This window comes from Lactobacillus sp. UMNPBX12, assembly GCF_002553955.1.
Lineage (GTDB): Bacteria > Bacillota > Bacilli > Lactobacillales > Lactobacillaceae > Lactobacillus > Lactobacillus crispatus.
In genome coordinates, this window is record NZ_PCYY01000002.1 from 75,008 (window position 1) to 89,675 (window position 14,668).

General features: G+C 36.9%; 17 protein-coding genes. 12 read left to right on the plus strand and 5 right to left on the minus strand.

All coding sequences use genetic code 11. The features are described from left to right. Positions 1-7 precede the first annotated feature (7 nt). The gene (locus CP363_RS01295) at positions 8-1,201 is read left to right on the plus strand and encodes an FtsW/RodA/SpoVE family cell cycle protein (protein WP_013086115.1); all 1,194 of its coding nucleotides are present in this window, start codon (positions 8-10) and stop codon (positions 1,199-1,201) included. A gap of 81 nt (positions 1,202-1,282) precedes the next feature. Here CP363_RS01295 and CP363_RS01300 read toward each other — a convergent pair whose 3' ends face one another. From CP363_RS01300 to rpsD, 5 genes are all read right to left on the minus strand, one after another. After that, on the minus strand, positions 1,283-1,747 hold the full coding sequence (locus tag CP363_RS01300; protein WP_005718784.1) for a universal stress protein: 465 nt from the start codon (positions 1,745-1,747) through the stop codon (positions 1,283-1,285). 60 nt (positions 1,748-1,807) lie between these two features. Further along, positions 1,808-2,089 carry a hypothetical protein gene (locus CP363_RS01305; RefSeq protein ID WP_005718786.1) on the minus strand — a complete coding sequence of 94 codons (282 nt, stop codon included), beginning with the start codon at positions 2,087-2,089 and terminating at the stop codon, positions 1,808-1,810. 310 nt (positions 2,090-2,399) lie between these two features. Then, positions 2,400-3,707 (minus strand): replication-associated recombination protein A, encoded by a 1,308-nt coding sequence (locus CP363_RS01310; RefSeq protein WP_098035721.1) that lies wholly within the window; start codon positions 3,705-3,707, stop codon positions 2,400-2,402. Further along, entirely contained in the window at positions 3,708-4,175 is a 468-nt protein-coding gene (locus CP363_RS01315) for a YueI family protein (protein ID WP_013086117.1), read from the minus strand. Positions 4,176-4,266: 91 nt separating this feature from the next. Next, positions 4,267-4,878, minus strand: coding sequence for a 30S ribosomal protein S4 (gene rpsD / locus CP363_RS01320; RefSeq protein ID WP_005721374.1), 612 nt, complete (start codon positions 4,876-4,878; stop codon positions 4,267-4,269). Positions 4,879-5,162: 284 nt separating this feature from the next. Here rpsD and ezrA point away from each other — a divergent pair, with 284 nt between their 5' ends. The 11 genes from ezrA (at position 5,163) to CP363_RS01375 (ending at position 14,658) form a co-directional block, all read left to right on the plus strand. Continuing rightward, positions 5,163-6,875, plus strand: a complete 1,713-nt coding sequence (gene ezrA / locus CP363_RS01325; RefSeq protein ID WP_098035722.1) for a septation ring formation regulator EzrA — start codon at positions 5,163-5,165, stop codon at positions 6,873-6,875. Positions 6,876-6,962: 87 nt separating this feature from the next. Then, positions 6,963-8,123, plus strand: a complete 1,161-nt coding sequence (locus tag CP363_RS01330) for a cysteine desulfurase family protein (RefSeq protein WP_035443061.1) — start codon at positions 6,963-6,965, stop codon at positions 8,121-8,123. Beyond that, positions 8,123-9,340, plus strand: a complete 1,218-nt coding sequence (gene thiI, locus CP363_RS01335) for a tRNA uracil 4-sulfurtransferase ThiI (protein WP_089146692.1) — start codon at positions 8,123-8,125, stop codon at positions 9,338-9,340. The genes CP363_RS01330 and thiI overlap by 1 nt, the downstream gene beginning before the upstream one ends. 226 nt (positions 9,341-9,566) lie before the next feature. After that, a complete protein-coding gene (locus tag CP363_RS01340) occupies positions 9,567-10,823 on the plus strand; it encodes an ATP-binding protein (RefSeq protein ID WP_089146693.1) in 1,257 nt (418 codons plus the stop codon). 144 nt (positions 10,824-10,967) lie between these two features. Continuing rightward, positions 10,968-11,672, plus strand: a complete 705-nt coding sequence (locus CP363_RS01345; protein ID WP_089146694.1) for a pseudouridine synthase — start codon at positions 10,968-10,970, stop codon at positions 11,670-11,672. Continuing rightward, a complete protein-coding gene (locus CP363_RS01350; protein WP_233187122.1) occupies positions 11,672-11,929 on the plus strand; it encodes a hypothetical protein in 258 nt (85 codons plus the stop codon). Before CP363_RS01345 ends, CP363_RS01350 begins: the two co-directional genes overlap by 1 nt. 184 nt (positions 11,930-12,113) lie before the next feature. Continuing rightward, positions 12,114-12,533 carry a GtrA family protein gene (locus tag CP363_RS01355; RefSeq protein WP_005718806.1) on the plus strand — a complete coding sequence of 140 codons (420 nt, stop codon included), beginning with the start codon at positions 12,114-12,116 and terminating at the stop codon, positions 12,531-12,533. Next, positions 12,533-13,462: a glycosyltransferase family 2 protein gene (locus CP363_RS01360; protein WP_089146695.1), complete on the plus strand. Its 930-nt coding sequence runs from the start codon at positions 12,533-12,535 to the stop codon at positions 13,460-13,462. Before CP363_RS01355 ends, CP363_RS01360 begins: the two co-directional genes overlap by 1 nt. Before the next feature lie 147 nt (positions 13,463-13,609). Further along, positions 13,610-14,122 (plus strand): DUF3990 domain-containing protein, encoded by a 513-nt coding sequence (locus CP363_RS01365; RefSeq protein ID WP_005727083.1) that lies wholly within the window; start codon positions 13,610-13,612, stop codon positions 14,120-14,122. Continuing rightward, a complete protein-coding gene (locus CP363_RS01370) occupies positions 14,119-14,394 on the plus strand; it encodes a hypothetical protein (protein ID WP_005718809.1) in 276 nt (91 codons plus the stop codon). The genes CP363_RS01365 and CP363_RS01370 overlap by 4 nt, the downstream gene beginning before the upstream one ends. A 33-nt stretch (positions 14,395-14,427) precedes the next feature. Beyond that, a complete protein-coding gene (locus tag CP363_RS01375) occupies positions 14,428-14,658 on the plus strand; it encodes a hypothetical protein (RefSeq protein WP_089146696.1) in 231 nt (76 codons plus the stop codon). Positions 14,659-14,668: the final 10 nt, after the last annotated feature.

Sequence of the window (14,668 nt, forward strand, 5' to 3'; positions counted from 1 at the left end):
TTGTTTAATGGCAAAAGTTGAAAATGAAACGAGTCTATTCGATCGATTAGCCTGGAATATTATTATACCAGTGCTACTCTTGGCTTTAATTAGCTTGTATTGTATCTATGTTGCTGCATTAGGTGATCCTAGTCATATTGGTTCACCTGTTAGGGCAGTAGTTATGCAGGCATTATGGTACTTGATTTCAATTGCAATTATTGTGGTTGTGATGCAGTTTGATGCAGAACAGTTGTTTAAGATTGCGCCAATTTTCTTTGGAATCGGAATATTTTTGCTGATTGCGGTGCTATTCTTATATAACAGAAGCGTAGCTGCAGATACAGGTGCGAAAAGTTGGTTCAAACTAGGGCCGATTACTTTTCAGCCTTCAGAAATTATGAAGCCAGCTTTTATCTTGATGTTGGCTCGAGTGGTCAAAGAGCATAATGATAAATATGGTCACACGATTAAGACCGATTGGTTGTTATTAGGCAAAATTATTGCTTGGCTGGCACCGGTAGCAATTTTACTAAAGTTACAGAATGACTTTGGTACTATGTTAGTATTTATTGCCATCGTTGGTGGCGTGGTTTTAGTATCAGGGATTTCTTGGAAAATTATTGTACCGTTATATGGTATTGTGATTTTAGCAGCTATTGGGGTTATTGTATTAGTAACTACGTCGGCTGGGCAATCATTGTTGAGTCATTTCTTTCAAGCATATCAATTTGAACGAATTAAGTCTTGGCTCGACCCATCTGGTGATACTTCATCAGGAGCTTATCAGTTATGGCAAAGTATGAAGGCAATCGGTTCGGGTCAGCTATTTGGTAATGGCTTTGGCAAAGCTAGTGTTTATGTTCCAGTTCGTGGATCAGACATGGTTTTCTCGGTAATTGGTGAAAACTTTGGTTTTGTCGGCTGTGTAGCATTGATTTTGATTTATTTATACCTGATTATTCAAATGGTAAAAATCTCGTTCGATACCAGAAATGTATTTTATTCATACATTGCAACTGGTGTTATCATGATGATCTTGTTCCACGTATTTGAAAATATTGGGATGAATATTGATTTATTGCCATTGACAGGTATTCCATTGCCATTTGTTTCTCAGGGTGGTTCAGCTTTAATGGGGAACATGATTGGGATTGGTTTGATCTTGTCGATGAAGTTCCATAATCGTGATTACATGTTCAGTACGGCTGGCGATTTTTAGAAATAACATTAAAAAAATACCTCCAAAAATTCAAATCTGAATTTTGGAGGTATTTTTTTATCGGTTATTAAAGCTAAATAATTAGCCTTGCAAAGCATCCTTAACTTCTTCAGTACGACATACCAAGACGTCACATTTAGAAGTTCTGGTTACGTATTCGGTAACACTACCGATGAGCAGACGTTCAACAGCGTTCAAACCAGTAGCACCCACAACGATTAAATCAATATTGTGCTTCTTAGGGAAGTCATGTCCAATGATTGTCTTAGGTGAACCAAATTCAATAGAGTAGTGAACATCTTCAGCGCCAGCCTTAGTGGCACGAGCTTGGTAATCCTTCATTCTCTTTTCAGCATCTTTAGAAACTTGTTCTACCATTGCTGAATCAAAACTTGAAACATTTTGGAAAGAACGAGTATCAATTACGTGTAAGATTTCTAGTGTTGCATGGTTACGCTTGGCGATGGCTACAGCCTTGCTGAATGCCAAGTCAGCTTCTTTTGAACCATCAACTGCAACTTGAATATTCTTGTATTGTGAAAGCATATATAAGCACCTCTTCCTATATTCTATTTTACCAAAATTTTGCTTGTCATTAGTGAATTATTATTCTTTATTTTGAGTAATTGATAAACCAAAAGCCAAAATAGTTAATGAAGCTAAGAATAAGGTGATTAAGTTCAAATATTTATTACCCATGAATAGCAAAATAATCCCTAAAATACTTTCAGCTAAAAGGGCGACTGAAGTCCACTTAAGAATATTGCTCAAGCGTGGATCGCCACCAATGTCATAAATTAAAAAATGTCCGTTCCTTCTGTGCCACATGTACCACGAGGTTAACAGTAGGAGAAGGATAAAAATAATCATTACAATCTTTATTGCCATTTAACAGTCTCCACTATAGAAAAAGACGGTCAATTGAGACCGCCTTTTTTAATATTCTAAAGAAATCCGAGTTGACTAAACATAGCATAATGACGCTTGTTGAACCCGCAATGTTCAAAATTTTAGCTGGCATCGCAGCGAATATGGATCCTGCAACAAGGCAGTATTCCGATTCGGTAGTTATTTGCCAACTCCCACGTCTTATAGTTTGATCGGTCAACTTTATACATTTAAGCTTGTCGATCAACTCAGATCAATTATTATAATACGCATATTACAGGTGCTTGTCAACCATATTGAATGCGCGAGATTAGTGATTATTGCGCAAGTTATCAGATTGCATTTGTTTTAATTTTTGATAGGTTGCCTTATATCTAGCTTCGACTTTAGAATTGCCTTTAGGTGCAAAGTAGCTGGCATGAAGTAGGTTATTAGGCAAGTATTGCTGTGCTACCCAATCATTTTGATAATCATGAGGATAAAGGTAGTTCACGCCATGTCCAAGCTTTTTGGCACCAGAGTAATGAGCATCTTTTAGGTTGGCGGGAATTGAGTCAACTTTTTTGGTTCGAATATCAGCTAGTGCAGCATCAATTGCTGAAATGGCACTATTGCTTTTGGCAGAAAGAGCTAACTCAATAACCGCATTAGCCAGTGGAATTCGTGCTTCAGGCAAGCCAACCATTTGTGCAGCTTGGATGGCTACTATAGCGTGTTCAGCTGCGGCTGGATCGGCTAGTCCAATATCTTCGTAGGCAATTACTGCTAGTCTTCGACAGATAGAGACTAAGTCACCAGATTCAATTAATCGGGCAAGATAGTGCAGCGCTGCATCTGTATCAGAGCCACGAATTGATTTTTGAAATGCTGAGACTAGATCGTAATGTCCATCACCAGAAGCATCAAAGTTTTGCACCTTCATTTGAATTGAATCAGCCATTTCTTTTTGAGTGATGATAATTTTTTGATCATCTTGGTGTTTATCTTGCAATTCTTGCTTAGTTGAAAGAACAGCTAATTCTAAACTATTCAAAGTAGACCGCAAATCACCGTTGCCTTTTTCAATCAAAAGAGCACGCGCATCATCTGTTAATTCAACATTATATTTGCCTAGACCTTTTTCTTTATCGTTCAATGCGCGATCGATTGCATGAGAAGCATCATCTGTAGAAAGAGGCTTTAATTCAAAAATTTGGCAACGTGAACGAATAGCAGGGGAGATCGAAATATAAGGGTTCTCAGTAGTTGCCCCAATTAAAATGATTTGTCCCGATTCTAGCAAAGGCAGTAAGAAGTCCTGTTTAGTTTTGTCCAAACGATGAATTTCGTCCAGCAATAAAACAACTGTCCCACTCATTTTGCCTTCTTCGGCTACTTGTTGCAATTGCTTTTTGCCGTCAGTAGCTGCATTGAGCTTTCTAAAGGCATATTTAGTTGAGCCTGCAATAGCACTAGCAATACTTGTCTTACCGATGCCAGGAGGGCCGTAAAGGATCATTGAAGACAGAAGTCTAGCTTCCACCATTCGGCGAATAATTTTGCCTGGACCAATCAGATGCCTTTGACCAACAACTTCGTCTAAATTAGTTGGTCGCATACGATATGCTAATGGTTTCATTTACTTATCTCCGTGAAAAAGTTTATGCCAAAAACTTTCTTTTGTTTTAGGTGCGGCTAATTCTTCTTTAGGAAACTCAGGTGGATAAACTTGCTTTAGCTCAATTCGTGGTCGATTTATAGCGTTCTTCGCTACAACTAGTACTGCCGTATCATGTGGTCCTGTTTTTGCGGTTTCATTGTTAACTAAAGTGAAGGGAATATCATATTTGCTGCAACTGGCTTCAACGTCTCCCAAGAAGCCATCATCAGTGATATTGCCATTGATCAAAATAGTATAGCCCTTAAAGTCAGTGATATGTTTAAGAAATAGGGCAGTTAATTCAGGATTTTTAACTTCAGTATTGTCCATACGGATTAAGCAGCGCTCACGTAATGAACCTAAAAATCTGCGGCGTTCATCAGGCTTAGTTTGTGGAGTAATACCTTGAGCTGCTTGTTCAACACGTTTATTTAAATCTTCAGTCATCTAATCATCCTTTCTTTTTATGTACTTATTGTAGCAAAGAAAAAAGCCTTTCTCGATTGAGAAAGACTTTCGACAAAATAAAATGTAAAAATTAAAGTAACTTGTTGTACCATTCAACAACTAAGGCTTCATCAATTTCTGGTTCCATTTCGTCACGTTCTGGCAAACGTACAAGAGTACCTTCCATTTTGTTTTCATCAAATGAAACAAATGATGGACGAGCAGTAACTGCTTCTAAGGCATCCTTAACTTGTTGTAAGTTCTTTGACTTTTCCTTCAAGCCAATAGTTTGACCAACCTTGACTTCGTATGAAGGAATGTCAACACGCTTGCCATCAACAGTGATGTGACCGTGGTTTACTAATTGTCTAGCTTGTTCTCTAGTAGTAGCTAAACCAAGACGGTAAACAAGACTGTCCAAACGACGTTCAAGCAAGATCATGAAGTTAACACCGTGTTGACCTTCACGAATCTTACCAGCGCGGGTGAACAAAGTTCTAAATTGACGTTCGTTTAAGCCGTACATCCAACGTAACTTTTGCTTTTCGTGCAATTGTTGACCGTATTCTGACAAACGACCGCGGTTGTTAGGACCGTGTTGACCTGGAGCGTAGTTACGACGAGAAATTTCCTTACCAGTACCTGAAAGGGAAATACCCAATCTTCTTGAACGTTTCCAACTTGGACCTGTATATCTTGACATAAAAAATCCTCCATAAAATTTAAACAATAATTTTTGGAGTAAAATATTAAGCATAAGTTCAACATTCGTGCATCTTGGATTTACATTTTCGCCCAATGCAGCGCGGGTTACTCGTTCACTAAAGCGTTTCAAGATGTTGACGTTCTTGTCACTTATTGCTGCAAATATTTTACACGAATAGTATTATATAGAGTTCAGAATAATAAATCAAGAAAATAGAACAGCTTTTTGCACCTATTAGGGTCAGGTTTTGTTATAATTATGATAGTTTTGGAGGATAAACTATGTCATCAATTCAAGCTATTATAATTATTGCCGTGGTGATCCTAATCATTGTCGTAGTTGCAGCAATGCTAATGATCAATCGTAAACAACTAAAAGAAATTGAAGCGATTGATGCAGCAGTGACTGAAATTGAGAAGATGCATCTAGAAGATGATATTACGCGACTGGATAAAATGGATTTGGCCGGCGAAAGTTTAACTACATTAAATACTTGGCGCAAGAGCTACACTGAAGCGGCTAAGAAAAAATTACCGCGAGTGCATAAGCTAGTTGAAGAAGCTGCTAATGAAAATGCAACTTATCGCTTGTTTAAAGCAAGAAAGAATATTAAACAAGCACAGGAGATTATCAAGCCAACGCTCGAAGATGCTCGTAACACCAAGGCAGTTTTCACGGAACTACTTGAATCAAATAAGGAAAATCAAATTCAATATGATGCTTTGATTAAAGTTTATCGTGAATTAAGAAAAGATATCTTAGCCAATTCCTTTGAATATGGTGCTGCGATTGATCAGGTTGAAGATCAACTAGCATCAATGGAGAGTGACTTTGAAGAAGCAAAAAATCTTTCTTCACAAGGTGATCATGTTGAAGCTAAGCGAGTTTTGTCCAAGATTCGGACGTCTTTGGGTAACTTACAAAAACGCTTAAAACCGCTAAAAGAGGGCTATCATCAACTTGAAGTAGTGTTCCAAGATCAGCTTAAGGAATTGTCTGATGCTTATAAAAAAATGATTTCAGAAAAATATTACCTTACTAGCGTAGATGTTTTGGGCAGAATCAAGGAAATTCATGATGAAATTGATGGTGCGCGCAAATTGCTAGCTGAGACTAAGGTGGATGAATTAGCCAAGGAAAATAAAAAGATCTCTGGCGAAATTGACGATCTATATGATGTTTTAGCTAAGGAATACAAGGCAAGACCATTTGTTGAAAAAAATCAAAGTAAAATGCTGACTTTGATCTCACATCAGCAAACCGCGTCAAAGAAGCTGGTAGAAAAGTTGCGGCATATTGATGAGAGCTATGAATTGACTCATGGCGAATTGGAAAAGAGTAAAGACTTAGAAAAAGAAGTCAATGAAATGTACCATCAGTACACTATTGATACACAGAATATCGCAGATGGTAAGGGTGTTTACTCTGCTATTCAAGATTCATGGCTCCAGATGCTAGATCGCCTGCGTGAAATTGATGCAGAGCAGGCTAAGATGTCAACTGACGTTGATGGACTTTATGATTCTGAAAATGTAGCTAATGATTCAATCAAGCGCTTTAAGCAAGAAGTTTCATTAGTTTACCGTCGACTTGAAAGACGAAATTTGCCAGGTAATCCTGATAGCTTTGTTCAAATGTATACTTTGGTGGTCAACGAGATTGGTCATGTCAGCAACGAATTAAGTCAGGTCCGGATTAATATGGAAAAGATCTCAGCTGAATTAATTCAAATTTCTGATGATGTGGAGCGGCTTAAACGTGAAGCAGATGACATCATTAATTCCGCTAACCTAGTTGAATTGACGATGCAGTATTCAAATAAATATGCAGATAAGGATTCAATTGCGCAAGCACAAAAGACAGCGATGCAGCTATATAATGAATATAACTATAAGGAAGCCCTTGATACAATTGCTACAGCAATTGAAAAGGTAGAGCCAGGTAGTTATCAACGACTTGAAAATGCATATTATTCAGAAGAGAAGAGTAATTAATTGAAGCGATTCATTATTTAAGCTAAAATTGAAAAGTCTTGAAACGGTCAAGCGATTGACCGTTTTTTAAATGAAGGGGTAATGATAGTGATTTATTTTGATAATAGTGCAACAACGAAGATAGATCCACAAGTATTGGATACTTACAATAAAGTAGCGACTAATATTTGGGGCAATCCTTCGAGTTTGCATAAGATGGGTGATCGTGCACACCAATTGCTTGAGGCGTCACGTAAACAAATTGCTGATTTGCTGGGGACTAAGCAGCATGAAATTTTCTTCACTTCTGGTGGAACAGAATCAAATAATGCCGCAATTAAGGGGACTGCAATTCAAAAGCGTGAATTTGGTAAGCATATTATCACTTCTAGCGTGGAACATGCATCTGTAGCCAATAGTTTTAACGCGTTAGAGAATTTGGGTTGGCGCGTTACCAGATTGCCAGTTGATAAGGAAGGCCGAGTTAACGTTAATGACTTAAGAAACGCGATTGATTCTGATACAACTTTGGTTTCAATCATGGGCGTTAATAACGAAATTGGCACCATTCAACCAATTGATGAAATTAGCGATTTGCTTGAAAATTATCCAACGATTCAGTTCCATGTTGATAACGTTCAGGCACTTGGCAAAAATATTTGGGATAAGGTTTTTACACCAAGAGTAGACCTCTCGAGCTTATCTGCGCATAAGTTCCATGCACCACGTGGTATAGGTATTTTATATAAAAAAGAGGGCAAGATGCTCACACCTTTACATGATGGTGGTGGCCAAGAAAAGGGCCTGCGTTCAGGTACTGAAAACTTACCAGCAATTGCGGGAATGGCTAAGGCAATTCGTTTGCTTTTAGAAAATGAACCAGAAAAAGCACAGCGTGAAGCAGAAATTAAGGCTAAAATTGTTGATTATCTAAAAGATAAACCAGGGATTGATATTTTTTCACCAGTAAGCGATGGCTTTGCACCACATATTCTTTGCTTTGCTTTAGAGGGAATTCGGGGCGAAACTTTGGTTCATACGCTAGAAGATCAAGATATTTATACTTCAACTACTTCTGCTTGTGCATCAAAAACAGCAGATGAAGCCAGCACCTTGGTTTCTATGCGAATTGATGATAAGATTGCTACTAGTGCAATTCGTTTAAGTTTTGATGAGACGAATACGCTTCAAGAAGCGGATGAATTTATTAAGGTCTTTGACAAGATCTATAATCATTTTGCTAAAATTAATCATTTGGGAGAAAATTAATGGAATACACAGAAGTTATGGTTCGCTATGGCGAGCTTTCAACTAAGGGGAAGAACAGAAAGGACTTCATCAATCGCTTAGCAAGTAACGTTGAAAAAGTTCTTAAGGATTTCCCACAAATTGAATTTCATCCTCGTCATGATCGGATGCACATTGTCCTGAATGGCGCATCATTCAAGGATGTTGACCAACGTCTGAAGAAGGTATTTGGAATTCAAACTTACTCACCAGCAATTAAGATTCCTAAGACTCTTGAAGATATTGAAAAGACTTCTTTGGAATTGATGCAAGAGACTTTTAAGCCAGGGATGACCTTTAAGGTTAATACCAAGCGTAGTGACCACAAGTTTGAATACGACACTAATCAATTGAATAATCTGGTTGGTGACTACTTGTTTGATCATATGGATGGCTTGAAGGCTGAAATGAAGCATCCTGATTTGGTCTTGAGAATTGAAGTTCGTCAAGATGCCGCATATATTTCTAATCAGTTGCTTCATGGTGTTGGCGGGATGCCCGTTGGTACTGCTGGTAAGGCTGTCATGATGCTTAGTGGTGGGATTGACTCACCAGTTGCTTCATGGCTGGCATTGAAGCGCGGAGTAGATATTGAAATGGTTCACTTCTTTAGTCCACCTTACACTACTGAAAAGGCCTTGGCTAAGGCTAAGGAATTGACTGGTATTTTGGCAAACTACGCTGGTAAGATTAATTTTATTGCTGTGCCATTTGCGGAAATTCAGGAAACGATCAAGGAAAAGTTGCCAGAAGGCTACTTGATGACTGTGCAACGTCGTTTTATGTTGCAGCTTGCTGACCGCATTCGTGCACAACGTGGCGGCTTGGCTATCTTTAATGGTGAATCAGTTGGTCAAGTTGCTTCTCAAACTTTGCAATCAATGGTGGCTATCAATGATGTAACTACTACTCCGGTTATTCGTCCAGTTGCGACAATGGATAAGACGGAGATTATTGCCAAGGCTGAAGAGATTGGTACCTTTGATTTATCAATTCAACCTTTTGAAGATTGTTGTACAATTTTTGCTCCACCACGTCCTAAGACTAAGCCAAAGCTAGATAAGGCGCGTGAATATGAGTCGCGCCTTGATGTTGAGGGCTTGATTCAGAGAGCTTTAGATGGTATTGAAGTTACGCCGATTTATCCAAATGAAAAGTTTTTGGATGATAAAGCTCAAGAAGACGCTGACTTGTTATAGAGGATTAATTTCACTGGTGTTTTTGAAATTTAATATGATACAGTTTAATTATTTAGAAAGATATGGTGTTAATATGGAAACTTCTAGTAGTATTATGTATTGATTTAAAGTTAATATAATAGGCACGCGCAAAACGCGCGTAAAAACGGTCGATTTCGTTTTCGACCGTTTTTTTGTGCGTGAAAGAGTATAATTATAACTAAATAGTTTAGAAACGGTGACCTAAATGAGAGAAACCAAAAATTTAGAATTTAAAGAGAATTTGACGAATACTTTTCTGAAAACGGTTAGTGCATTTGCAAATTATGGCAATGGAAAGATTAAATTTGGAATAAAGGATGATGGATCAATCGTTGGTGTGAAAAATCCAGTTGAATTTTGTTTAAATGTTGAAAATAAAATCAACGATTCGATCACACCAAATCCAGATTATAATTTAGAAATTGATCCTAAAACTAATGTGGTTACTTTAACAGTAAAGCAAGGTGTTAATCCTCCATATTTATATAAATCAAAGGCCTATAAGAGAAATGATAGTGCTTCAATTGAAGTTGATCGATCTGAATTATCACAGTTAATCTTAATTGGTGAAAACAGAACCTATGATAGTTTAACCGCGATGAACCAAGATTTGTCATTTAAAATTTTAGAAGAAGCACTAAAAGAAAAGATAGGAATTAAAAGTTTAACATCTGATATATTGATTACGCTTAATTTAGAGCGTAAGGATACCAGTTACACTAACGCTGGTGAGCTTTTGGCAGACAAAAATAATTATCGTGGAATTGATATTGTTCGGTTTGGTGAAAGCATTAATATTATGCTTGATCGAGCAAGTTATGAGCATGAATCTATTCTTAAAGAGTATAAGCAAGCAATTCAAAAATATCGTCAATATTATCAACATGAAGAAATACAGGGAGCAACGCGAAATATTGTAAGTCAGATTCCAGAAGAAGCTTTTCGTGAGGCAATAGCCAATGCCTTAGTTCATCGAGTTTGGAACATTAACTCGCAAATTAAAATTTCTATGTATGATGATAGAATTGAAGTAGTATTTCCAGGTGGATTGCCACAAGGACTTAGCAAAGAAGAATATCTTTCAGGTCAGATTTCCATTTTGCGTAATCCAATTATTGCTAATGTTTTCTTTAGGTTAGGATTAATTGAGCAATTTGGTACAGGTGTAAGAAGAATAAATGATTCTTATAGAAGTAGTTTGGTTCAACCGCAGTTTGAAATTTTTGATAATTCGATAAAGATAATATTGCCAGTTTTAAAATTTATTACGGACGATCTGTCTAATGATGAAAAGAAAGTATATCAAATAATTCATGAAGGTGCGGATACTACGAAGCAAATTAGCCAAATGAGTAAGTTTGGTAGGACGAAAGTTTTGAAGATTTTGCGGCAACTAGAAAAACAAGGTTATATTAGAAGAATGGGTGAAGGCAGAGCTACAAAATATATTTTAAGCAAATAATCGCGCGCAAAACGCGCGTAAAACGCGCGTAAAAACGGTCGAAAACAAAATCGACCGTTTTTGATTAGTGTCGCAATTCGAAATTGGGTTAACTTTCTTATATAATTAATATTAATCAACACATAAGAACGAAAGAAAAACATAATGCGCATAGATAAATATTTGGCCAATATGAATGTTGGCTCACGAAAAGAAGTACACCAATTAATTAAAAAAGGAATTGTTGCAGTTAATGGCACGACTGTTAAAACGCCAAAGCAGCAAGTTAAAGAAAGCGATCAGGTCACTGTTAACGGAGATGCTGTTGCTTATCAAAAATATCATTATTTCTTATTGAATAAACCTAAAGGTGTTTTGTCAGCGACGGAAGACCGCAGTCAGCCAACAGTGATTTCCATACTGGCGCCGCAAGATCGCTATCAAGGAATCGTACCCGTTGGTCGTTTGGACAAGGATACTACTGGCTTGCTCCTTTTGACGAATGATGGTCAGTTGAATCATGAATTGCTTGCACCTGGTAAGCATGTTGATAAAGTTTATCGTGCTGAAATTGCTGGCGTAGCTAATGAAGAGACTGTTAAAACTTTTGCTTCAGGAATGACACTAGGCGATGGGACCAAACTGCAGCCAGCAGAATTGAAGATATTATCCCAGGATGAAGAGCACGATAGGTCTACAACTGAAATTAAAATTCGTGAAGGTAAATATCACCAGATCAAGCGCATGTTTGGTGCGGTAGGGATGAAAGTCGTTGAGCTAGAGCGAATTTCGATGGGAAAGTTAACCTTGCCTGCTAACTTAAAGCGGGGAGAATATCTGGAATTGAAGTTGGAAGATATAATAAAGTGATGGCAAAGATTAAAGAATTCGATGAAGATCCGGAATGGAGTGATTATATCATGGACTATGAAAAGAAAATACTGGAGCGAGAACAAGACGCGCGTGAGGAAGGCAAAGAAGAAGGTTTAGTGTATGGGATTCACAATTTGATTACCATAATGCGAGACTACGGTGAGAACAATCAGAAAATTCTTCAACGGCTTAAACAGAAGTACGGCTCTGATTTTACCGATGAGCAATTAGAGAATTTCTTGAAACAAAATTAAAACATCAAAATTAATGGCAATAATCCCCTATTTAGAAGTTCTAAATAGGGGTATTATTCTATTTAAAGTTTTAACTTTAATAATGAAAACGTAGAGCTTAAAAACAATGATATAATTAAGACCATATTAGTTAAATATGTTGAAATCCAGGACCTCTTGTCTGGATTTTTTATTAGGAATAATTATGGAAAAAATCAAAACAGCAATCTATTCAGAAGATTTTGTTCAATTAGTAAAGTATGTTCTAATTGGCGTATTAGGGCTAGTCGTTGATTTTGGAATTTATACAATTTTGACGCATTTCAAGATGAATGTTGAAATAGCTAACATTATTTCGTCTACCTGCGGGATCATCAATAACTTTTTATGGAATTCTTATACTAACTTTAAAGTTCATGATCGCATGATATTAAGATTTATTTCTTATTTTATCGTTGGTCAGATTACCACGGTATTTACTACGGTTTCCCTATTTATTTTCGTTACTAAATTGGGTTATCCGCACTTAATCGTTAAAATAGTAGCAACTTTTGTAGCAACCTTAATTCAATTTGTAATTAATAAAGTAGTTACTTTTAGAAAAGCTAAGAAAGAAGAAATCTAATGGAAAAATTATCAATTGTGGTTCCTTGTTTTAATGAACAAGAAACAATTCCACTTTTTTATCCAGCAGTGCAAAAAGTATTAGCTAAAATGCCCAAAGTGACGCCCGAATATTGGTTTGTAGATGATGGCTCCAATGATAACACACTGACCGAATTGAAAAAATTGCATGAGCAGGACAAACATGTTCACTATATTTCTTTTTCTCGTAACTTTGGTAAGGAATCCGCTATCTATGCGGGCCTATCAGCTGTAACGGGAGATTATATTGTCTTAATGGATGTAGATTTGCAAGATCCGCCTTCACTTTTACCAAAAATGTATAAAATTTTGCAGACTGGTGACTATGATGCAGTTGGCTGCAGACGAGTAGATCGTAAAGGGGAAGGTAAGTTTAAGTCTTTCTTGAGCAATCAATTTTATAAGGTGATTAATCGCATTTCTAAAGTGGAAATTGTTTCAGGCGTACGCGACTATCGCATGATGACCAGGCAGATGGTTAACGCAGTTTTATCAATGAAAGAATACAGCCGCTTTTCTAAAGGTATTTTTGCTTGGGTTGGTTTTAAGACTAAGTATCTTGAGTACCACAATGTCGAGCGCGTAGCTGGTGAAACTGATTGGACGACTCACAAATTATTCAAATATGCGTTGGGTGGGATTGCTGATTTTTCTCAAGCACCGCTTAACTTAGCTGTTTGGATTGGGACAACTTCATTCATTTTGTCAATTATTGGTCTCCTGGTTGTGATTGTTCGTAAACTAATAGTTCCTGGTTCAAGTATTTTGGGCTGGGCCAGCACAATTTCAATTATTTTATTGATTGGCGGTTTGCAGCTTTTGTGTATCGGAATTATTGGACGTTATATTGGCAAAATCTATTTACAAGTTAAAGAACGACCAATTTATATTGTGAAGGAAAAGAAATGAGAAAGAGCCATAAATTGTTGAATGTCTGGGATATAATTCTCAGGCATTTTCTTTTTTTATTTTAATTTCTCACAAAAAAATCGTGCTTTTTTGCGTAATAAATAGTGGAGGATAATTTTGTCCTACTATTTATGAAAGAGGTGCGCGATGAAAAATACGCATACATCACGATTCATGAAAAGCAATACCAAAGTCATTTTGTATCATGGAAGCAATCAGGCTGTTTATCAGCCTCGTATAAATAAAAATGTTTTTACAACTGATTTTGGTAATGGCTTTTATGTGACTGCTAATCGTAGACAAGCAGAAAAATGGGCAAAGCGTAAGGCTAGATATTCAGGTCAACCGACATTAAATAGATATGTATTCGATGCTGATCAACCCGACTTGAAAATATTAGTTTACCAAGCAGATATTGATTGGATTAAGTTTGTCATTCAAAATAGAATGAATAATATAAAAGATAATTCTGATATCGTCATTGGCCCAACAGCAGATGGTAAACTTTTTTCTGTTGTTAATTGCTGGAAACATGGTAATCTAGATTTAGATGAGGCTCTGCTAAAATTAAAACCGAGTGTTTATTCGGAGCAGTATTGTTTCAAGACAGAAAGAGCTCTCAAAGCTTTAACGTTCATAGATAAGGAGTTGGTTAGATGATTCCCGAAATTAGTGAAAAGCAATTTCATCAGCAACTAGCTGAAGCAATTAGCGACCTAATTGCTAAGAGATTAAACATTTATCCTAAGCAGGCTCTAAATTTATTTGAGAAGTCACGTGTTTATAAGGATTTAATGAATTCAGATGATGAATTTGATCAAATGATGCCAGCTGATTTTTTTGATTTGTGGCAAAATGAGCGTTTAGTCGGTGTACCAGTTAGTTCGGCCGATATTGCTAACGGATTATTGAAAGATAAGAAGTACAAATGATTATCTTATTGCTCGGAATGGAGTGATTATATCATGGACTACGAAGAGAAAATACTGGAGCGTGAACAAGATGCACGTGAGGAAGGCTTGATAAAAGGACGTGAGGAAGGTAAAGAAGAGGGACTTAAACGAGGCGTCAAAATTTTAGTTTCTTCACTTAAAAGAGCTGGTAATACCAAGCAAGAGATCATGCATCTCCTTGAACAAAATTACGGTTCTGATTTTACCGATGAACAATTAGAAAACTTCCTAAAAGAAAGTTAAAAGAGCTTGC

Excerpts from the sequence above, each read along its gene's own strand:
- CP363_RS01295 (WP_013086115.1), top strand. The coding sequence starts at position 8 with ATGGCAAAAGTTGAAAATGAAACGAGTCTATTCGATCGATTAGCCTGG.
- CP363_RS01300 (WP_005718784.1), bottom strand. The coding sequence starts at position 1,747 with ATGCTTTCACAATACAAGAATATTCAAGTTGCAGTTGATGGTTCAAAA.
- CP363_RS01305 (WP_005718786.1), bottom strand. The coding sequence starts at position 2,089 with ATGGCAATAAAGATTGTAATGATTATTTTTATCCTTCTCCTACTGTTA.
- CP363_RS01310 (WP_098035721.1), bottom strand. The coding sequence starts at position 3,707 with ATGAAACCATTAGCATATCGTATGCGACCAACTAATTTAGACGAAGTT.
- CP363_RS01315 (WP_013086117.1), bottom strand. The coding sequence starts at position 4,175 with ATGACTGAAGATTTAAATAAACGTGTTGAACAAGCAGCTCAAGGTATT.
- rpsD (WP_005721374.1), bottom strand. The coding sequence starts at position 4,878 with ATGTCAAGATATACAGGTCCAAGTTGGAAACGTTCAAGAAGATTGGGT.
- ezrA (WP_098035722.1), top strand. The coding sequence starts at position 5,163 with ATGTCATCAATTCAAGCTATTATAATTATTGCCGTGGTGATCCTAATC.
- thiI (WP_089146692.1), top strand. The coding sequence starts at position 8,123 with ATGGAATACACAGAAGTTATGGTTCGCTATGGCGAGCTTTCAACTAAG.
- CP363_RS01340 (WP_089146693.1), top strand. The coding sequence starts at position 9,567 with ATGAGAGAAACCAAAAATTTAGAATTTAAAGAGAATTTGACGAATACT.
- CP363_RS01345 (WP_089146694.1), top strand. The coding sequence starts at position 10,968 with ATGCGCATAGATAAATATTTGGCCAATATGAATGTTGGCTCACGAAAA.
- CP363_RS01350 (WP_233187122.1), top strand. The coding sequence starts at position 11,672 with ATGGCAAAGATTAAAGAATTCGATGAAGATCCGGAATGGAGTGATTAT.
- CP363_RS01355 (WP_005718806.1), top strand. The coding sequence starts at position 12,114 with ATGGAAAAAATCAAAACAGCAATCTATTCAGAAGATTTTGTTCAATTA.
- CP363_RS01360 (WP_089146695.1), top strand. The coding sequence starts at position 12,533 with ATGGAAAAATTATCAATTGTGGTTCCTTGTTTTAATGAACAAGAAACA.
- CP363_RS01365 (WP_005727083.1), top strand. The coding sequence starts at position 13,610 with ATGAAAAATACGCATACATCACGATTCATGAAAAGCAATACCAAAGTC.
- CP363_RS01370 (WP_005718809.1), top strand. The coding sequence starts at position 14,119 with ATGATTCCCGAAATTAGTGAAAAGCAATTTCATCAGCAACTAGCTGAA.
- CP363_RS01375 (WP_089146696.1), top strand. The coding sequence starts at position 14,428 with ATGGACTACGAAGAGAAAATACTGGAGCGTGAACAAGATGCACGTGAG.